Source organism: Nocardioides ginsengisoli, from assembly GCF_039537225.1.
GTDB classification, from domain to species: Bacteria; Actinomycetota; Actinomycetes; order Propionibacteriales; family Nocardioidaceae; genus Nocardioides; species Nocardioides ginsengisoli.
In genome coordinates this window covers 30,634-50,671 of record NZ_BAABAC010000041.1, presented here as the reverse complement: position 1 = coordinate 50,671, position 20,038 = coordinate 30,634, and the positions used below count along the sequence as shown (strand labels likewise).

The window sequence follows — 20,038 nt, the reverse complement described above, 5'->3', positions numbered from 1 at the left end:
TCACGCCGAGCTGCGCACGCCCTCGCGCCACCGGACGACGGCCGCGCGCGCCCGCTCGACGACCAGCTCGACGAGGCGCGGATGCGGCCCGATGACATCGGCGACCACGCCGGCGCCGGCGGCGAGCGCGTCCTCCTGGGCGCGGCGGTGGAAGTGCCCCGTCGCCAGCAGGTACGGCGACACGGCGTCGCCGTCGCGCACCACGTCCGCGAGGCGCGGCCCGAGGCCCGACAGCGTGGCGAGCCGGACCGGCGCGCCCCAGGCGCGGGCGAGCAGGGCCACGGCGTGGTCGAGGTCGTCGAGGGCACGGGCGTCGGTGGAGCCGGCGGCGACCATGACCACCGGCCGGCCGGGTACGGCGCCGGCGGAGCGCAGCCGGTCGGCCTGGGCGGCGGCCAGGTGTTCCGACGGGCCGAGGGCCGGGGCGAGGCTGATCGCGGCCGGAGAGGCGGCGACGGCGGAGGGGAGGTCGACGCGCAGGTGGTAGCCGGTCGAGAGCAGCAGCGGCACGGCGATGACCGGTGAGGCGGCCGCGGCGACCGCGCCACCGACCACGTCGGCGAACAGCGGCGCGCACAGCTCGACGTACGACGTCGTGGCGGGCCGGCCGAGCCGCTCCCCTGCCGCCCGGGTGATCAGCCGCGCTACCTCGTTGCCCGCGGCGGTGCGGGTGCCGTGGGCGACGGTGACCAGGTGTCCGATGTCGCTGACGTCATTCGTTCTGCGGGCGCAAACCCACGGGGCGAATGACGTCACGTCGATCTTCTCGCTCATGTCGCGACGGCCAGTCGGTAGCCGCGCTTGACCACGGTCTGCACGCACCGCGTGCCGAGAGCGGCGCGCAGCCGGGCCACGGCCATCTCGACGGCGTGCTCCGAGCCGGCGGTGCCCGAGGGCAGCGCCCCGAGCAGGTCGCGGCGGGAGACGACGGTGCCGGGGTTGACGAGCAGCGCGCGCAGCACGGCGTACGGCGCGGGCGAGAGCTTGACCTCCGCCCCGTCGAGCAGGACGTCGTCGCCGTGCAGCAGGAGGGTGTGGCCGGCGACCTCGAGCGAGGTGCCGCTGGCGCGCGAGGGCAGCTCGGTCTCGAGCTGCTTGACCATCGCCGCGAGCCGCGAGCGCTCCGGGTAGATCGAGGGCACACCCCACATCTCGAAGGCGGCTGCGGTGACCGGTCCGACGCAGGACGCGGTGACATCGGCCTGGAAGGCGCTGACCACCTCGTCGCGGTGGCCGGCGGTGACGGCGGCCTCCATCAGCGCGGCGATCGCAGGCGCGGCGGTGAAGGTGACGGCGTCGAGGCGGCGCTCGGCGATGTCCTCGATCATCGCGAACATCGGCTCGGGGTCGGCCGCGCCCTCGACCCGGTAGACGGCGACGGTGGTGACGTCGGCGCCGAGCCGGCGCAGCGCGTGGGCGGCCATCGACAGCGACTGGCCGTGCTCCTGGACGACGATCCGGCGGCCGCTCAGGTCGCGCCCGCGCAGGTGGCCGAGGACGTCCTCGAAGGCCTCCGACTCCGGCGACCACAGCTCGCGCAGCCCGAACCGCCGCAGCGCGCCGACGCTCTTCGGCCCGCGGGCCAGGATCTCCGCCTGACCGAGGTGAGCGGTCAGCTCGTCGAGCCGGCCCCACCGCTCGGCCGCGCCGAACCACGACTTCATGCCGATGCCGGTGGTCGCGACGAAGATGTCCACCGGCCGGCTCAGCACCTCCTTGGTGGCGGCCTGCAGCGCCTCCTCGTCGATCCGGTTGGGGTCGACCGACAGCGCCGGCGCATGGACGACGGTCGCACCGCGCCGCTCGAGCAGCGCGATCTGCTCCTCCGCGCGCCGCGCCGCGGTCACGCCGATCCGGAAGCCGGCCAGGGGCTGATCGCTCACGACGCCAGTGTCTCGCGCCGGGCGCCGACGACCACAACGCCGTCGACCAGGCGGACGTCGTACGTCGCCACGGAGACGCTCGCGTCGTCGAGGCAGACGCCGGTCCGCAGGTCGAACGGGTGCTTGAGCAGCGGGCTCGCGACGAAGGGCACCTGCTCGCCGCCGACCGTGCGGGTGCCGACGATGCCACGGGAGAGGACGGCGGCGCCGCCGTACGGGTCGACGTCGGAGAGCGCGAACAGCTCGTCGTCGTAGGTCCGGAAGACGGCGACCGGCTCGCCGTCGATGAGTGCGGACACGCCGGACTCACGGGCGATCTGGTCGATCCGGCAGATCTCCGGCTCGTCGGGCGCGTTGACGAACGAGACGAACCGGGCCAGCTTGACCGGGTCCTCGATGGTCGCGCGCCACTCGTCGAAGTAGGAGTCGACGTGCCGGGCCATCGCCGCCTCCAGCTCGTCGGCCAGCCCGAGGCTGTCGTCGACGACGACCGCGCGAACCCGCTCCAGTCCGCCGATCTCGTCGATCCAGGACGCCGTGCGCTGCAGCCGGTCAGCAGTGCGGATGTAGTACATGAGATAGCGGTCGAGGTAGCGCACGAGCGTCTCGCGGTCGATGTCGCCGGCGAGCAGCTGCGCATGCGCGGGGACGGCGCCGCCGTTGCCGCCGACGTACAGGTTCCAGCCCTTCTCGGTGGCGATGACGCCGAAGTCCTTGCCCCGCGCCTCGGCGCACTCGCGGGCGCAGCCGGAGACGCCGCCCTTGATCTTGTGGGGCGAGCGCAGGCCGCGGTAGCGCAGCTCGAGCTCGACCGCGAGAGCGACGGAGTCCTGGACGCCGTACCGGCACCAGGTGGAGCCGACGCAGGACTTCACGGTCCGCAGCGACTTGCCGTAGGCGTGGCCGGACTCCATGCCCGCGTCGACGAGCCGCTTCCAGATGGCCGGCAGGTCCTCCATCCGTGCGCCGAAGAGGTCGATCCGCTGGCCGCCGGTGATCTTCGTGTAGAGCCCGTAGTCGCGGGCCACCTCACCGATCACGATCAGCGACTCGGGCGTGATCTCGCCGCCGGGGATGCGTGGGACGACGGAGTAGGTGCCGTTCTTCTGCAGGTTGGCGAGGTAGGCGTCGTTGGTGTCCTGCAGGGTGGCGTTGCTGCCGTCGAGCACGTGGTGGTTGAGGAGGCTGGCCAGGATCGACGCGACGGCGGGCTTGCAGATGTCGCAGCCGCGGCCGCGGCCGTGGCCCGCGACGATGTCGTCGAAGCGGTTGTAGCCGTGCACCGCGACGATCTCGAAGAGCTCCTGCCGGCTCATCGCGAAGTGCTCGCACAGGGACCGGTCGACGACCTTGCCGGCCGCGGCGAAGTGCTCCTCGACGATCTTCTTCACGATCGGCTTGCAGGAGCCGCACGTGCTGCCCGCGCGCGTGCACGCGGTGACGCAGCCGGCGTCGTCGCAGGTGCCGCCGTCGGCGACGGCGGCGAGGATGTCGCCCTTCGACACGTCGTTGCAGGAGCAGACCTGCGCCTCGTCGGGAAGGCCGAGGTCGACGCCGGCGCCGCGCCCGGCCGGGAGGATCAGCTCCTCCGGGTTGGCGGGGAGCGGGATCCCGGAGCCGACGAGCGGCCGCAGCACGCCGTACGCCGACGCGTCGCCGACCAGGATGCCGCCGAGCAGCTCATGGCCGCCGGTGGCGTCCTCGCGGACGACCAGCTTCTTGTAGACGCCCGCGACGGCGTCGGCGAAGACCAGCTCCAGCGCGTCGCCCGTCGTCCCGAAGGCGTCGCCGAAGGAGGCGACGTCGACCCCGAGCAGCTTGAGCTTGGTCGACATGTCGGCGCCGGTGAAGGCGCCGGCCGCGCCGCCGAGCAGCGTGTCGACGACGACCTCGGCCATCGCGTAGCCGGGCGCGACCAGGCCGTACATCCGGCCGCCCGGAGCGGCGCACTCGCCGATCGCCCAGACGGACGGGTCGGACGAGCGGCACTGCTCGTCGACCAGGACGCCGCCGCGCTCGGCGACGTCGAGGCCGGCCGCGCGGGCGAGCGCGTCACGGGGACGGATGCCGGCGGAGAAGACGACGATGTCGAGCGGCAGCGTGTCGGCGTCCTTGAGGCGGAGCCCCTCGACCCGCTCGGCGCCGACGATCTCGTCGGTCACCACACCGGTGTGGACGGTGAGCCCCAGCTCCTCGACGTGCCGCTTCAGCGTGGCGCCGCCGGCGTCGTCGACCTGGACCGCCATCAGCCGGGGCGCCATCTCCACCACGTGCGTCTCGACGCCCAGCTGGTGCAGGGCGTTGGCCGCCTCCAGGCCGAGCAGTCCGCCGCCGATCACCGCGCCCGCGCGGGCTCCCGCGCTCGCGGCACGGATCGCCTCGAGGTCCTCGATCGTGCGGTAGACGAACACGTTGCCCAGCTCGCGGCCCGGCACCGGCGGCACGAAGGGCGCGGCGCCGGTGGCGAGGACCAGCTCGTCGTAGGAGTAGGTGGCGCCGTCGGCGGCGGTCACGATGCGCGACTCCACGTCGACCGACGCCACCTCGGTGGAGAGCCGGAGGGTGACCCGCGGGTCGTCGTACACACCGTCAGGGAGGAAGGACAGCGCCTCCGCGCCCACCTCGAAGAAGGAGGTCAGCGCCACCCGGTCGTACGCCGGGCGCGGCTCCTCCCCCAGCACCGTGATGTCGTGGGTCTCGGTGAGCCCGCGCTCGATCGCGGCCTGCACGAAGCGGTGGCCGACCATCCCGTGGCCGACGACGACGAGCTGCTTGCGGAGGTGAGCCATCAGAGGCGTCCTTTCGTGGCGAGGGCAGGTCCGCCGGCGCTGTCGAGCAGGCGGCGGACGGTGCCGGCGCAGCCACCGCAGCCGGTGGTCGCGCGGGTGGTGTCGCGGACCTGCTCCAGCGAGGAGCAGCCGCGGATCCGGCCGGCGGTGACGCCCGCACAGGCGCACACCTCGGCATCGTCGGGAAGGAGCGCGACCGCGCTGTCGACGCCCCCTCCCGTCCGCTCCGGCATCAGCAGCCGGCCGGGCTCATCAGGCCCGAGCACGGTCCGCCGGTCGAAGTGCTGGGTGATCAGGCCGACCCGGGAGAGGTCGCCGACCAGGGTCGCGGCGACGATCCGGCCGTCGCGGACGACGAGCCGGCGGTGCGAGCCGACGATCGGATTCGCGACCTCCACCACCTCTCCTCCGGCGGCGAGCTCGCGCGCCGCGTCGCCGAGGACCGCGACGTCGAGGTCGGTGGCGCGCAGCCGCGCGACGACCCGGCTGCCGTCGTAGGTGGCGGGCTCGCCGCAGAGGACGCGCGCGAGGACGCCGGCCTGCTCCCAGGCGGGCGGCACGAAACCCGTCGTACGGCGGTCGTGCTCGGCGCAGTCGCCGAGCGCGAACACGTCGGGGTCGGTGACGCTGGCCAGCCGGTCGTCGACGACGATCCCGCGTCGTACCTCCAGGCCCGCGCCGCGCGCCAGTGCGGTCGACGGGCGCCCGCCGGCGGTGAGGACGACCAGGTCGGTGTCGAGCGTGTACCCGTTGTCGAGCCGCAGCGCCGGGCCGTCGACCAGCCGGACCGCGCGGGCGCCGGTGTAGACGGCGACGTCGAGGCGGCGCAGGTCGCGGGCGAGGATCCGGCCCGCGGCGGTGGTGATCTGCTGGTGCAGCAGGTGCTCGGCGCCCTCGACGATCTCAGTCGCGATGCCGCGAACCCCCAACGCCCGGGCGACCTGCAACCCCAGCAACCCACCCCCCACGACGACCGCGCGGCCGCTCCCTGGCAGCGCGGCGACCAGCCGCTCGCAGTCGGCCAGCGACCGGAACGCGTGAACCGCCTCGTGCAGCGACCCGTCGAGCCGCACCAGTCCACGGATCGGCGGCAGGCTGGGGATGCTGCCCGTGGCGAGCACCAGCACGTCGTACTCGATCAAGGTGCCGTCGACGAGCATCACGTCACGCCGCTCGCGGTCGATGCCGAGCACACGGGCGCCGGTGCGGAGCGTGACGCCGTGGTCGGCGTACCACTGCGGGGAGCGGAGGGTCAGCGCGTCGGGGCGGTGCGCGCCCTCGAGGACGGCCGACAGCAGGATCCGGTTGTACGGCGCCACCGGCTCGTCGCCGAGCACGGTGACGGCGAGGACGCTCGTCGCGCCCCGCACGACGAGCTCCTCGACGAGCCGCGTCGCCGCCATGCCGGCGCCGACGACGACGACGCGTGTGGCTGCGGTCCCGGTCATGTGGCTATTCGACGTTCCCGACGTTTCGGGTCGGGGGCGTCGCGGCGTACCGCGAGGTCAACTCCTGCTCACGGCCTCACGCCCGGCCTCGCGAGGGGACCCGCCCATGTAACTCGGTGTCCGTGGATCTACCTGGGGGTCATGACCGGTAATGAGACCGTGGCAGATGCCCGACCACCGTGGTGGACGGGCGAGCACCGTGGTGATGAGCGAGCACGAGCGCAAAGGGACCGCGACCGCGGAGCGCGGGCGGGGCGTCATGTAACTCGGTGTCGGTGGATCTACCCGGGGGTCATGACCGGTAACAAGACCGTGGCAGATGCCCGACCACCGTGGTGGATGACCGAACACCGAGTTACAAGGGACGGCGCCCCACCCCCACCGAGCCCCGATCGTGCGCCCGGCGGCGTCCGGACGGCGGTGTCAGGACGGCGGTGTCAGGGCCGACTGCCCGCGAGGTCCTCCGCGATCAGGGCGACGTGCAGCGACACCCGGATGTCCGGGTCGTCGAGCTGGGCGTCGAGGACGCTCTCGATCTTGGCCAGCCGGTCGTAGAAGGCCGCGCGCGAGACGTGCAGGCTCGCGGCCGCGCTGGACTTGCTGCCGGGGTGCTCGACCAGCGCGCGCAGCGCCTCGACCAGGCCGGTGCCCCAGCGCCGGTCGTGCTCGCGCAGCGCCCTGAGCTCGCGCTCGACGTACAGCCGGACCCGCTCGTCGTCGCCGAGCAGGGTGAGCAGGCCGCGCAGGTGGACGTCCTCCAGCCGGTGCACGGGCCGCGCGGGGTCGGGGGTGCGGACCGAGAGCACGATGTGGGTGCTCTCCTTGATGGTCTGGTCGGTGTCGGTGATGGCGGTGACGGGCCGCCCGGCGCCGACGATCGCGGCGTTGCGGCGTCGTACCCGGTGGGCGAGCTCGTCGACGTGGACGGTCGCGTCGGCGGTCGCGCCGAGCGAGAGCAGGGCGAGGACGTCGCGGTCGGCCTGGCAGATCAGCAGCGGCAGCGTGAGCTCGTGGGCGGCATGGACGGTGGCCGCGATCAGCTCGTCCAGCGCGGGGGCGGCCGAGCGGCCCGACTCGCTCGCGTCGACCACCGGTCGCATGGTCAGGCCCACGAACTGCCGTCGCTTGGTGGGCAGGCCGGCCAGGTCGCAGCGCAGGTGGATCTCCTCGTTGCCCGGGTCGTTGAGCAGGCCGAGCAGCAGCTCGTGATGGGTACGGCGGACCTGGCTGTCGCGGTCGCGCTCGTGCAGCCGGTGCAGCGCCAGCGCCGCGGCCGCCCGCTCGGCGACGGCGATCAGCCGCTGCGGCGGCTCGGCCGGGCACGCGATCACCAGCCGCCCCCAGCGCCGCTCCCGCCGCCCGAGCCGGGTGAGCAGCCAGCCCTGGACCGGGTCCCAGGTGGTGCGCCCGTCGAGCCGTACGGCGCGCGAGCGCGCGGTCCAGTCGGCGAGGAACTCCCCGATGTCGTCGGGCCCCGAGCGGTAGTCGGTGACCTGGTGGTCCGCGCCCTCGAGGACGACGGCCGCGCCGGCGAGTCGCTGGACGGCGTCCAGGATCTCGCGCGGTCCGGCCTCGGTGATGCTCAGCTCGGTGAAGGTGTCGTGGACCCGCTGCGCCTCGCGCAGCTCGTCGAGCTGCTCGTCGACGATCCGCTCGCCGATCAGCTGGGTGAGCGCCGCGAACCGGACCTCCCGGGAGAGCGCGACGAGCGGCAGGCCGGCCGACTCGCAGGCGGCGACGAGGCTGTCGGGCAGGCGCTGCCAGCGCCGGCCGAGCTCGATGATCAGGCCGGCGACGTCGCCCTGGTCGAGGCTGCTGGCGTAGGCGCGCAGCTCGTCGTCGGAGTCGGGCAGCGCGATGCCGGTGCTCAGCAGCAGGTCGCCGCCGCGCAGCAGCGGCGCGATGTCCGCGGCCTCGGCGGAGTGCACCCACCGCACGGCGCGGTCGAGACCGCTCGCGCCGGCCAGCACCTCGGCCCCGGCCTGGCGGACCATCGGCATCCGCAGGACGTCGGCCACGGTCAGCTCGGCCATGCGGCGCCTCCCTCGGTGGACGTGGGCGCAGTCACCCGACGGATCGTCGGCGACTGCTGCGAACTCCGACATTCTGCCGGGCACCCACCGCCCTCGCCAGCCGGAGGATGAGGCCCATGAACTCCGCCGCCCTCACCGCCGACGCCCAGCGCGCCTACGACCTCGACCGCGAGCACGTCTTCCACTCCTGGTCGGCGCAGGGCTCGCTCGACCCGATGGTGGTCACCAAGGCGGAGGGCTCCTACCTCTGGGACGGCGCGGGCAACCGGCTGCTCGACTTCACCTCCCAGCTCGTCTACACCAACCTCGGCCACCAGCACCCGCGGATCGTCGCTGCGATCCAGGAGCAGGCCGCCACGCTGGCGACCATCGCCCCCGGCTACGCCAACGGCACCCGGTCCGAGGCCGCCCGGCTGATCGCGTCGCACACCCCCGGCGACCTCGACCGGATCTTCTTCACCAACGGCGGCGCCGACGCCAACGAGCACGCGATCCGGATGGCGCGGCTGCACACCGGCAAGCACAAGGTGCTGTCGACCTACCGCTCCTACCACGGCGGCACCCAGCTCGCCGTCAACGTGACCGGCGACCCGCGCCGCTGGCCCAGCGACAACGGCTCGACCGGCACCGTCCACTTCTTCGGGCCGTTCCTCTACCGCAGCGCCTTCTCCGCCACCACCGAGGAGGAGGAGTGCCAGCGCGCGCTCGCCCACCTCGAGCAGGTCATCACGCTCGAGGGCGCGTCGACGATCGCGGCGCTCATCCTCGAGTCGATCCCCGGCACGGCCGGCATCATGATGCCGCCGGCGGGCTACCTGGCGCGCGTGCGCGAGCTGTGCGACCGCCACGACATCGTGCTCATCGCCGACGAGGTGATGGCCGGCTTCGGCCGCGCCGGACGCTGGTTCGCCATCGAGCACGGCGACGTCGTCCCCGACCTGCTGACCTTCGCCAAGGGCGTCAACTCCGGCTACGTGCCGCTCGGCGGCGTCGCGATCTCCGAGCGGATCTACCGGACCTTCGCCGCGCGCGCCTACCCGGGCGGCCTCACCTACTCCGGCCACCCGCTCGCCTGCGCCGCGGCCGTCGCCACCATCGAGACGATGGAGGACGAGGGCATCGTCGAGCAGGCCGACGTCCTCGGCCGCGACGTCCTCGGCCCGGCCCTGCGCGACCTCGCCGCCCGGCACCCGTGGATCGGCGAGGTGCGCGGCACCGGCGCCTTCTGGGCGATCGAGCTGGTCCGCGACCAGGAGACCCGCGAGCCCCTGGCGCCGTACGGCGGGTCGAGCCCCGAGATGGCCGCGATCATCGCCGGCTGCACCCGCCGCGGCCTGATCCCGTTCGCCAACTTCAACCGCATCCACGTCGTCCCGCCGCTGACCATCACGGCGGAGGAGGCCAAGGAGGGGCTGGCGATCCTCGACCAGGCCCTCGCCGAGGCCCACGGCGCCTGATCCCCCTTCCCCGCAGACCACCTCAAGGACTCGACGATGACCCAGACCCTGAACGCCCCCACGAGCACCGCCAGCACCGCCCCGAAGAAGCTGATGCTGATCGGCGGCCAGTGGGTCGAGAGCGTCACCGGCGCCTGGCGCGAGGTGCTCAGCCCCGGCCGCCACGGCGAGGTGCTGGCCCAGGTGCCGAGCGGCGACAAGGAGGACGTCGACCGCGCGGTGCGCGCCGCGCGCGCCGCCTTCCCGGCCTGGCGCGACCAGCACTTCACCGGCCGCCAGCGGGTGCTGCTCACGATCGCCGACGCGATCGATGCGCGCGCCGAGGACCTGGCGCAGATCACCGCGGCCGACACCGGCAACGCGCTGCGCACCCAGGCTCGCCCCGAGGCGAAGACCCTCGCCGACCTCTTCCGCTACTTCGGCGGCGTCGCCGGCGAGGTCAAGGGCACCACGCTCCCGGCCGGCTCGTCGCAGCTGCAGTACACCCGCCAGGAGCCGCTCGGCGTCGTCGGCGGCATCCTGCCGTGGAACTCGCCGCTGATGATCGCCGGCTTCAAGGTCCCGGCCGCGCTCGCCGCCGGCAACGCCGTCGTCCTCAAGGCGGCCGAGGACGCACCGCTGTCGATCCTGCTCCTCGCGGAGATCTGCCAGGAGCTCCTGCCGGACGGCGTGCTCAATGTCGTCACCGGCGAGGGCGAGACCGCCGGCGCCGCGCTGGTCGAGCACCCGGGCGTCGACAAGGTCTCCTTCACCGGCTCGACCGAGGTGGGCCGCCACATCGCCCGCCAGGCTGGCGACCGGCTCGCCCACGTCTCCCTCGAGCTCGGCGGCAAGAACCCGTCGATCGTGTTCCCGGGCGCCGTCACCGACGAGCTGATCGAGGGCCTGCTGCTCTCCTCGCGCGTGCACCGCCAGGGCCAGAGCTGCACCGCCGGCTCGCGGCTCTTCCTGCACCGCGACGTCCACGACGAGGTGCTGGAGAAGCTGGTCGCCCGGCTCGGGTCGCTCACCGTCGGCAACCCGCTCGACGAGGCGTCCGACATCGGCGCCGTCATCAACGAGGTCCAGTACGGCTCGGTGCAGGGCTTCCTCGACGAGGGCCTCGCCAACCCGGCGCTCACCCTCGAGCTCGGCGGCACCCCGCCGACCACCGGGCCGCTGGCCGAGGGCTTCTACCACGTGCCCACCGTGTTCTCCGGCGCCGACAACTCCTTCCGGCTCTCCCGCGAGGAGATCTTCGGTCCGGTCGTGATGGCGATCCCGTTCACCGACACCGACGAGGTCATCCGGATGGCGAACGACTCGGCGTACGGCCTGGCGGCGTACGTGTGGAGCCAGGACGTCAACCAGGCGCTCGACACCGCGCACCGGCTCGAGGCCGGGTGGGTCCAGGTCAACCAGGGCGGCGGCCAGATGGTCGGCCAGGCCTACGGCGGCTACAAGCAGAGCGGCATCGGCCGCGAGGTGTCGCTGGAGGGCATGATCGCCGGCTTCACCCAGACCAAGCAGATCAACGTCCGGCTGGGCTCCTGACGCCGTGACCGGCTTGGACGCCGGCCCGCGCCCGAGCCGCTGACCGGCGGTTTCATGGTTCCTTCATGCGGGGCGACCTAGCGTCGTCACGTGCTGAGTCCAGGCCCCCGGCGCGTCCGGGTCTCCCCCGTGACGTACGTCGCCGCGGTGGTCACCGTCCTGGCCTGGGCCCCCTTCCTGACCCAGCCGCTGACGGCGGACGAGGCCGGATTCCTCATGCTGGGGCGGGAATGGGGCCACGGCACGTCCCTCTACGGGAACTACTGGGTCGACCGACCGCCCGTTCTGCTCTGGTTGTACCGGCTGGGCGCTCACCTCATGCCGGTCACCACCCCGGCGGGTGGGCTCACCGCCCCCGGGGTGCGACTTCTCGGCGTGATGGCGGCGGGCGCCGCGGTCGTGCTCGCCGGCGTCCTGGCCGCTGCGGTCGCGAGCCGCCTGCAGATCGAGCGGCCAGGCTGGACGATCGTCGGCGCACCGGTGCTCGCGGGCGCGCTGCTGACGACGCCGCTGTTCGGCATGCCGGAGACCAACGGCGAGGTGCTGGCGGTCCCCTTCGTCCTGCTGGGCCTGTGGGCGGCGGTGCGAGCACTGGAGGCGCCGACCGGTCGCCGTACCCTCGCCTGGGCGGCGGGCGCGGGCGCCGCCGGCATGACCGCGATGCTGATCAAGCAGAGCCTCGCCGACGCGCTCGTCTTCGGACTCGTCCTGGCGCTGCTGTCGCCGCAGCGCCGGCGGCTGCTCGCCGGGCTCGCAGGCGGCGCGATTTCCGTCCTGGCGGGGGCGCTGGCCTCCGCCGCCGCTCTCGGCACCACTCCGGCCGGCCTCTGGGACGCGGTGGTGGTCTTCCGGATCCACGCCTCCGCCGTGATCAGCACGTCCGCCTCCTCGTCGACACCGCAGCGGATGAGCCATGTGGCGCAGGCCTTCGTGACGAGCGGCGCCGCACTCGTCCTCGTCGCCACCGTCGTCCCGGTCCTGCGCCGGGTGCTCCGACCCACGCCCGAACGAGCCCTCCCAGCGGCCGCGATGGCCCTCGTGGCCTGGGAGCTGGTGGGCGTGGCGGCGGGCGGGAGCTACTGGATGCACTACCTGACCGGCCTGGTGCCTGGTCTCGTTCTGCTCGTCGCTCTCGCCCGTCCGGCCGGACGCGCCCGCCACCTGCTCGCCGCGTGCCTCGCCGTCACCGCGCTGTCGACCACGATCGCCTGGACCCAGCTGGCCCTCAGCGCCCCGACGGTCTCGGCCGACGCCCAGGTCGAGACCTACCTGCGCGCGCACGCAGCGCCGGGCGACGGCGTCGTCGTGGCCTTCGGGCACCCGAACATCGTGGCGGGCAGCGGGCTGCAGAGCCCCTATCCCCAACTGTGGAGCCTGCCGGTCCGCGTCCGCGACCCTCACCTGACCGCCTTCACCCAGGTCCTCTCCGGGCCCGACGCCCCGCGCTGGGTGGTCGTCGCCGGCAACGGCGTCGCCTCGTGGGGGCTCGACGCGACCCGGGCGCAGCAGTACCTCGACCAGCACTACACCGACCAGGTCCGGTACGGCGGCCTGCACGTCTGGGAGCACCGATGAACACCACCGCCCGCGGCCTCCTCGTCGTCCCGACGTACGACGAGTCCGCCACCGTGCCCGTCCTCCTCGACCGGATCGCCGCGATCCGCGCGGCGACGGCGACCCGGCGCGGGGTGCTGCTCGACGTCCTCGTCGTCGACGACGGCAGCCCCGACGGCACCGCGGACGTGGTCCGCGAGCACCCGGGGCACCCCACCTGGATCCGGCTGCTCGAGCGCGAGGGCAAGGGCGGACTGGGCTCGGCGTACCGCGCCGGCTTCGCGTGGGCGGTACGCCATCGCTACGACATCGTCGTCCAGCTCGACGCCGACGGATCGCACCCGGTGGAGACAATCCCGCCCATGCTGGCGCTGCTGCGCGACAATGATCTGGTGGTCGGCTCACGTTATGTCTCTGGGGGCGCCACGGAGAACTGGCCGGCGCGGCGCCGGGCACTCTCCTGGGCAGCCAATCTGTACGCGCGGCAGACGCTGCGGCTGCGCACCCGCGACACCACCTCGGGCTTCCGTGCGTGGCGCGTCGACGGGCTGCTGGAGTGCGGCGTCCTCGACACCGAGTCCAACGGCTACGGCTTCCAGGTCGAGAACACCTGGCACGCCGAGCGGCTGGGGCTCCGGGTCGCCGAGCACCCCATCACGTTCACCGAGCGCACGGCCGGGGCCTCCAAGATGAGCGCCGACGTGGCGCGGGAGGCGGTCGTCCTGATCGCCCGGTGGCGGATGGCCGAGATCCGTGAGCGCAATGCCCGGTCCGCCCGATCCCTGAGGTCCGCGTGAGCTCCCGAGGCTGGGCACGGCTGCGGTTCGCCGCGTCGTGGGTGCTCGCGCTGGTCCTGGTGGGCGTCGTGGTGCCGCACGTCGTCAAGGTGCCCTGGGGGGGTGTCTTGCCGGTGCTGCTGAGCATCCCGCTGCCGGCCGTCCTGGGGCTCGTGGGCGTGTGGCTGCTCGGCCTGTTCGTGCACTCGTTCGTGCTGACAGCCGCCGCCCCCAGCCTGACCCGGCGTCGTGCGCTGACGCTCAACGTCACGGGCAGCGCCGTCGCCAACGTGGTGCCGCTCGGCGGCGCCGCCGGTGTCGAGCTCAATCGCCGGATGATGCGCGCCTGGGGCATCAACGTCCGCTCCTTCGCGGGCTACACCTTCCTCACGAACCTGTGGGACGTCGGCGCCAAGCTGCTGCTGCCCGTCGTCGGCGTCCTCGCGCTCACCCGCGCGGGCGAGGACGTGATGCCCTCGCTGCGCACCACCGCGCTGGTCGCCACCGGCGGCTTCGTCGCGCTGGTGGCGGTCGCCGGCGGCCTGCTCGCCACGCCCCACGGCGCGGAGTTCCTCGGCCGGTGGCTCGAGCGCATCGTCCACGCGGGGCTGCGGCTGGTACGGCGGGACCGACCGTTGCGGATCACGGCGGCGCTGCACGACGTACGCCATGAGTGCGCGACGCTCGTCGCCCGCGGCTGGCTGCGGATGTCGGTCGGCATCACCGGCTATGTCGCGCTGCAGTGCCTGCTGCTGGGCCTCTGCCTCCACCTCACCGGCGCCGGCACCAGCGTCCCCGAGGTGATCGCCGGCTTCGCGGTCGAGCGGCTGCTCACCATCGTCCCCTTCACGCCCGGCGGCGTGGGCCTCGCCGACCTCGGCCTGGCCGGCATCCTGCTCGCGCTGGGCGGCGACCCGGCCGGCGTGGCCGCGGCGGTCGTGCTCTACCGGATCTTCGTCTTCGTGGTCGAGATCCCCGTCGGCGGCGGCACGCTCGGCCTCTGGCTGCTCGGCCAGCGGCGCAAGTCGCGCCGCGCGCTGGCGCCCGACTTCCGCACCCGCACCGGCACCATCCACCGCGTCGCCCACGTCACCGACGTCTTCCTGCCCCGCCTCGGCGGCATCGAGACCCACGTCGACGACCTGGTCCGCCACCAGCGCGGCGCCGGGCTCGAGGCCGACGTGCTCACGCCGACCCGCGGCCAGGGCGACGACCCCGCCTGGGTACGACGGCTTCCGCTGCGCCAGGCCCGCCGCGCCGTCCGCACCTACGACGCCGTCCACGTCCACGTGTCGGTGTTCTCGCCGTACGGCCTGACCGTCGCGCGCTCCGCCGCCTCGGCGGGCGTGCCCACCCTCGTCACCGTCCACTCGCTGTGGTCGGGTGCCGGCGGCATCGGCCGGCTCGCGGCCCGTGCCGGACTGCGCGGCTGGCCGGTCGCCTGGTCGGCCGTCAGCCAGGCCGCCGCGGCGGTGTGCAGCCGGGCGCTCGGCGGCGCGGACGTCGCGGTGCTGCCCGACGCGGTCGACGTCGAGCGCTGGCGCGCCCAGCCTTCCTCGCCTCCCGCCGTGCGGACGGGCGACGCCCCGGCCGTCGTGGTCAGCGTGATGCGCCTGATGCCGCGCAAGCGCCCGATCCAGCTGCTCCGGATGATGGAGGAGGTCCGCCGCCTCACCCCGCACCGCGACGTCCGGCTGGTCGTCGTCGGCGACGGCCCGCTGCGCGGCCGGTTCGAGCGGGCGGTCCGGCGCAAGGGGCTCGGCGACTGCGTCGAGATCACCGGCCGCGTCGGGCGCTCCGAGGTCCTCGACGTGCTGCGCACCGCGTCGCTCTACGTCGCCCCCGCACCCAAGGAGTCGTTCGGCATCGCCGCGCTCGAGGCCCGCTGCGCCGGCCTGCCGGTCGTTGCCTTCCGGAGCAGCGGCGTGGGCGAGTTCGTCCGCGACCGGATCGACGGCCTGCTCGTCGCCGACGACACCGAGATGGCGGTCGCGATGGCCGAGCTGATCCAGCACGACGAGCTGCGCGAGCGGATCACCGCCCACAACCGCCGGGTCGCGCCGCGGTTCGGCTGGGCCGACGCCCTGACCCGCACGGACGCGCTCTATCGCGCCGCCGCCGACTGCGCGGTCGCCGTCGCTCCGGCGTCCGAGCCCGCCGCCGTACCGGCTGCGGTCGTGGTGAGCAGCTGAGGTGGCCACCATCCTCGCCCTGCACGCGCATCCCGACGACGAGGCGCTGCTGACCGGCGGCTGGCTGGCCCAGCGCTCGGCCGCCGGTGACCGCGTGGTGCTGGCGTTCGCGACCGACGGCGACGCCGGGCTGGCCGACGCGGCCCTGCGCGACGGGCTCGGCCGCACCCGCCGCGACGGGGCGGCCACCGCCGCCCGCGCGCTCGGCGCCGCGCGCGTCGTCTGGCTCGGCTACGCCGACTCCGGCATGGCCGACGCCCCCACCGACGGCCCCGGACGTCTCGCCGATGCGGACGTCTCCGAGGCCGCCCGGGCCGTCGCCGCGCTGCTCGACGAGGAGAACGCCGACCTCCTCACCGGGTACGACGCGCGCGGCGGCTACGGGCACCCCGACCACGTGCAGGTGCACCGGATCGCACGGGCGGCCCAGCCGCTCGCCGTACGGCGTCCCCTGCTGCTCGAGGCCACCCTCGACCGCACCTGGCTGGTCCGGCTGTTCCGCGTGCTGCGGCCGCTCGCCCGGCTGCTCCCGGGGCTGACCATCCCCGGCGACGACATCTACTCGCCCCGCGGCCCGGCGCTCCTGCGGGTCGACGTCCGCGACCGGCTGGCGGCCAAGCGCGCGGCCCTGGCCGCGCACGCCTCGCAGGCCGGCGGCGGCGTCCGCACCTTGCGGATCCTGCTCGCGCTGCCGCGGCCGCTGGCCCGGCGGCTGCTCGGCGTGGAGTGGTTCCTGCAGGTGCCCTGACTCAGACCACCACCTGGGCGGCGCAGACCTTGAACTCCGGCATCCGGCTCGACGGGTCGAGGGCGTCGTTGGTGAGCCGGTTGGCGCCGACCCAGTGGAAGGGCACGAACACGGTGTCGGGGCGGATGCTGGCGACCACCCGCGCCGGTGCCCTCAGCTCGCCCCGCCGGGTGCGGACGACGACCGGCTCGCCGTCGCGCGCGCCGATCCGGTCGGCGAGCATCGGGTGCAGCTCCACGAAGGCGCCCTCGTCGGGCAGCGAGCGGATCCGCCGGGTCTGCGCGCCGGACTGGTACTGCGCGAGCACCCGCCCGGTCGTCAGGTGCACCGGGTACGACGCGTCCGGCTGCTCGGCCGCGCCCACGAAGTCCGTCACCACGAACCGCGCCCGCCCGTCGGGCGTCGCGAAGCCGTCGGCGAACATCCGCTCCGCTCCCCAGAACACCCCCTGCTCGGCGGTGATCCGGTCATAGCTGATGCCGGAGTAGTCGGCCCGTCCGCCCGCGGACGCCCGGCCCAGCTCGGCGAAGACCTCCTCGGGGTCGGTCGCGAAGGGCACCGGCGCGCCCATCCGCTCCGCGATCCCGGCGATCACGTCGAGGTCGCTGCGCACGCCCCGCGGCGGCGCAACCGCCTGCCGGCGCAGGATCACCCGCCCCTCCAGGTTGGTCATCGTGCCGGTCTCCTCCGCCCACTGGGTGACCGGCAGCACCACGTCGGCGAGCGCCGCCGTCTCGGACATCACCAGGTCGCAGACCACGAGCAGGTCGAGGGCCTCCAGCCGCTCGGTGACGTGCGTGGCGTTCGGCGCGGAGACGACGACATTGGAGCCGAAGACGAGGAGCGCCCGCGCGCCGCCGTCCTGGCCGAGGGAGTCGAGCAGCTCGTAGGCCGAGCGCCCCTTGCCCGGCAGCGACTCCGGGTCGACGCCCCACACCGCCGCCACGTGCGCCCGCGCGTCGGGGTCGTCGATCATCCGGTAGCCGGGCAGCTGGTCGGCCTTCTGGCCGTGCTCGCGCCCGCCCTGGCCGTTGCCCTGGCCGGTCAGGCAGCCGTAGCCGGCGTACGGGCGCCCGGGCATGCCGAGCGCAAGGGCGACATTGATCCAGGCGAGGACGGTCGCCGTGCCCTGCGCGTGCTGCTCGGGGCCGCGGGCGGTCAGCACGATCACCCGGTCGGCGCCGGCGAGGACGGCGACGAGGGCGCGCAGCTCGTCGGTGGCGATCCCGGTGACCCGCTCGACGCGCTCGGGCCACCACGCCGCCACCGAGCGTCGTACGGCGTCGAAGCCAGTGGTCCGCGCGGCGACGTACTCCTCGTCGACCGCGCCCTGCGCGTCGAGCAGGTGCAGCACTCCCAGCGCGAGCGCGAGGTCGGTGCCCGGCACCGGCTGCAGGGCGAGGTCGGCCCGCTCGGCGGTCGGCGTGATCCGCGGGTCGATCACCACGAGCCGGCCACCGCGCTCGCGGAGCCGGTCGAGATGCCGGGCGGCCGGAGGCATGGTCTCGGCGAGGTTGGAGCCGACCAGGACGACGACGTCCGCCTGCTCGACGTCGGCCAGCGGGAACGGCAGCCCGCGGTCGATGCCGAACGCCTGGTTGCCCGCGCTCGCCGCGGAGCTCATGCACCAGCGGCCGTTGTAGTCGATCTGGCTGGTGCCGAGCGCGACCCGGGCGAGCTTGCCGAGCTGGTACGCCTTCTCGTTGGTGAGCCCGCCGCCGCCGAAGACGGCGACGCCGTCGGGACCGTGCGCCGCCTGCACCGCACGCAGCCGCTCGGCGATCAGGTCGAGCGCCTCGTCCCACTCCGCGGTGCGCAGCGCGCCGGTCGCCCGGTCGCGGACCAGGGGCGAGGTGAGCCGCTCCCGGCTGCCGCGCAGCTCGCCCGCCGTCCAGCCCTTGCGGCACAGCGCACCCTCGTTGACGGGGAAGGCCGCCCAGGCCCCGATCTCCAGGCCCTGGCCGCGCCCGCGCGGCGACACCCGCATGCCGCACTGGAGGCTGCAGTAGGGGCAGTGGGTCTCGGTGGCCCTCGGCGTCTCCGGCGCGGTCATGGACCCATTGCACGGCGTACCGATTTCGGGTTCGCGAGCAGCGGGTGCCCCGCCGCGTCAACGTCTCCTCACGGTCTCACCGGACGACCCGCTGTCGGCCATGGTCGCGCCGGGATGAGACCGTGTCCCTTCTCGTTGAGACCCCACCACATCCTGTGGCCGTGTCCGAAGGAGTCCCCCCGTGAACGACCTGAACCCCACCCTGCAGCCGATCTTCGACGAGATCCTGGCCCGGAACCCCGGCGAGACGGAGTTCCACCAGGCGGCTCGCGAGCTGCTCGACAGCCTGGGACCGGTCGTCGCGCGCCACCCCGAGTACACCGACGCGGCGATCATCCGCCGGGTCTGCGAGCCGGAGCGGCAGATCATCTTCCGGGTGCCGTGGGTCGACGACGCGGGCCAGGTGCAGCTCAACCGCGGCTTCCGGGTCGAGTTCAACTCCGCGCTCGGGCCCTACAAGGGCGGGCTGCGGTTCCACCCGTCGGTCTACCTGGGCATCGTGAAGTTTCTCGGCTTCGAGCAGATCTTCAAGAACGCGCTCACCGGCATGCCGATCGGCGGTGGCAAGGGCGGCTCGGACTTCGACCCGAAGGGCCGCAGCGACGCCGAGATCATGCGCTTCTGCCAGTCGTTCATGACCGAGCTCTACCGCCACATCGGCGAGTACACCGACGTCCCCGCCGGCGACATCGGCGTCGGCGGCCGCGAGATCGGCTACCTGTTCGGGCAGTACAAGCGGATCACCAACCGCTACGAGTCCGGCGTCCTCACCGGCAAGGGCATCGGCTGGGGCGGCTCGCTGGTGCGCACCGAGGCCACCGGCTACGGCACGGTCTACTTCGCCAACGAGATCCTCAAGGCCCGCAAGAGCTCCTTCGCGGGCAAGACGGTCGTCGTCTCGGGCTCCGGCAATGTCGCGATCTACGCCGCCGAGAAGGCCGCCGAGCTCGGCGCCACCGTGGTCGCCTGCTCCGACTCCAGCGGCTATGTCGTCGACGAGAAGGGCCTCGACCTCGACCTGCTCAAGGAGGTCAAGGAGGTCCGCCGCGAGCGGCTGTCGGCGTACGCCGAGGCGCGCGAGTCGGCCCGCTTCGTCGCGACCGGCACCGGCAGCTCCGGCAGCTCCGGCAGCCCCGCGGGCTCCGTGTGGGACGTGCCCTGCGACATCGCGCTCCCCTGCGCCACCCAGAACGAGCTGGACGGCGACCACGCGCTCGCCCTGGTCCGCAACGGCTGCACCGTCGTCGCCGAGGGCGCCAACATGCCGTGCACCCCGGCGGCGGTGAAGGTCTTCGCCGACGCCGGCGTCGCCTTCGCACCCGGCAAGGCCGCCAACGCCGGCGGGGTCGCGACCAGCGCCCTGGAGATGCAGCAGAACGCCTCCCGCGACTCGTGGACCTTCGCCCACACCGAGGCGCGCCTCGAGGAGATCATGGTCGGCATCCACGACCGCTGCCTCGCCACCGCCGACGCCTACGGCGCTCCGGGCAACTACGTCGCCGGCGCCAATATCGCGGGCTTCATCCAGGTGGCCGACGCGATGCTGGCGCTCGGCGTCATCTGAGTCGCGTC

General features: G+C 73.9%; 13 protein-coding genes. 7 read left to right on the top strand and 6 right to left on the bottom strand.

Going from position 1 to position 20,038, the window contains the following annotated elements; all coding sequences use genetic code 11:
• From AB4880_RS21610 to AB4880_RS21590, 5 genes are all read right to left on the bottom strand, one after another.
• Positions 1 to 774, bottom strand: a complete 774-nt coding sequence (locus tag AB4880_RS21610; protein WP_367921281.1) for a sirohydrochlorin chelatase — start codon at positions 772 to 774, stop codon at positions 1 to 3.
• On the bottom strand, positions 771 to 1,883 hold the full coding sequence (locus AB4880_RS21605; protein ID WP_367921280.1) for a uroporphyrinogen-III synthase: 1,113 nt from the start codon (positions 1,881 to 1,883) through the stop codon (positions 771 to 773). Before AB4880_RS21605 ends, AB4880_RS21610 begins: the two co-directional genes overlap by 4 nt.
• Positions 1,880 to 4,672 (bottom strand): nitrite reductase large subunit NirB, encoded by a 2,793-nt coding sequence (gene nirB / locus AB4880_RS21600; protein ID WP_367921279.1) that lies wholly within the window; start codon positions 4,670 to 4,672, stop codon positions 1,880 to 1,882. Before nirB ends, AB4880_RS21605 begins: the two co-directional genes overlap by 4 nt.
• Positions 4,672 to 6,120: an FAD-dependent oxidoreductase gene (locus AB4880_RS21595; RefSeq protein WP_367921278.1), complete on the bottom strand. Its 1,449-nt coding sequence runs from the start codon at positions 6,118 to 6,120 to the stop codon at positions 4,672 to 4,674. Before AB4880_RS21595 ends, nirB begins: the two co-directional genes overlap by 1 nt.
• Positions 6,121 to 6,557: 437 nt before the next feature.
• Positions 6,558 to 8,153: a PucR family transcriptional regulator gene (locus AB4880_RS21590; protein ID WP_367921277.1), complete on the bottom strand. Its 1,596-nt coding sequence runs from the start codon at positions 8,151 to 8,153 to the stop codon at positions 6,558 to 6,560.
• A gap of 116 nt (positions 8,154 to 8,269) precedes the next feature.
• On the opposite strand from AB4880_RS21590, the gene AB4880_RS21585 reads away from it, so the two are divergent.
• The 6 genes from AB4880_RS21585 (at position 8,270) to AB4880_RS21560 (ending at position 16,413) form a co-directional block, all read left to right on the top strand.
• Positions 8,270 to 9,610: an aspartate aminotransferase family protein gene (locus tag AB4880_RS21585; protein ID WP_367921276.1), complete on the top strand. Its 1,341-nt coding sequence runs from the start codon at positions 8,270 to 8,272 to the stop codon at positions 9,608 to 9,610.
• Between the two features lie 36 nt (positions 9,611 to 9,646).
• A complete protein-coding gene (locus AB4880_RS21580) occupies positions 9,647 to 11,143 on the top strand; it encodes an aldehyde dehydrogenase family protein (RefSeq protein WP_367921275.1) in 1,497 nt (498 codons plus the stop codon).
• 90 nt (positions 11,144 to 11,233) lie between these two features.
• Positions 11,234 to 12,718: a hypothetical protein gene (locus AB4880_RS21575; protein ID WP_367921274.1), complete on the top strand. Its 1,485-nt coding sequence runs from the start codon at positions 11,234 to 11,236 to the stop codon at positions 12,716 to 12,718.
• Positions 12,715 to 13,494 (top strand): glycosyltransferase, encoded by a 780-nt coding sequence (locus tag AB4880_RS21570; RefSeq protein ID WP_367921273.1) that lies wholly within the window; start codon positions 12,715 to 12,717, stop codon positions 13,492 to 13,494. Before AB4880_RS21575 ends, AB4880_RS21570 begins: the two co-directional genes overlap by 4 nt.
• Positions 13,491 to 15,665: a glycosyltransferase gene (locus AB4880_RS21565; RefSeq protein WP_367921272.1), complete on the top strand. Its 2,175-nt coding sequence runs from the start codon at positions 13,491 to 13,493 to the stop codon at positions 15,663 to 15,665. The genes AB4880_RS21570 and AB4880_RS21565 overlap by 4 nt, the downstream gene beginning before the upstream one ends.
• Position 15,666: 1 nt before the next feature.
• Complete coding sequence (locus AB4880_RS21560; protein WP_367921271.1) at positions 15,667 to 16,413, top strand: PIG-L family deacetylase; 747 nt, start codon at positions 15,667 to 15,669, stop codon at positions 16,411 to 16,413.
• Position 16,414: 1 nt separating this feature from the next.
• Here the strand turns inward: AB4880_RS21560 and AB4880_RS21555 are convergent, their stop codons facing one another.
• The gene (locus AB4880_RS21555) at positions 16,415 to 18,466 is read right to left on the bottom strand and encodes a molybdopterin oxidoreductase family protein (protein WP_367921270.1); all 2,052 of its coding nucleotides are present in this window, start codon (positions 18,464 to 18,466) and stop codon (positions 16,415 to 16,417) included.
• Positions 18,467 to 18,656: 190 nt separating this feature from the next.
• On the opposite strand from AB4880_RS21555, the gene gdhA reads away from it, so the two are divergent.
• A complete protein-coding gene (gene gdhA, locus AB4880_RS21550) occupies positions 18,657 to 20,030 on the top strand; it encodes an NADP-specific glutamate dehydrogenase (RefSeq protein ID WP_367921340.1) in 1,374 nt (457 codons plus the stop codon).
• Positions 20,031 to 20,038 lie beyond the last annotated feature (8 nt).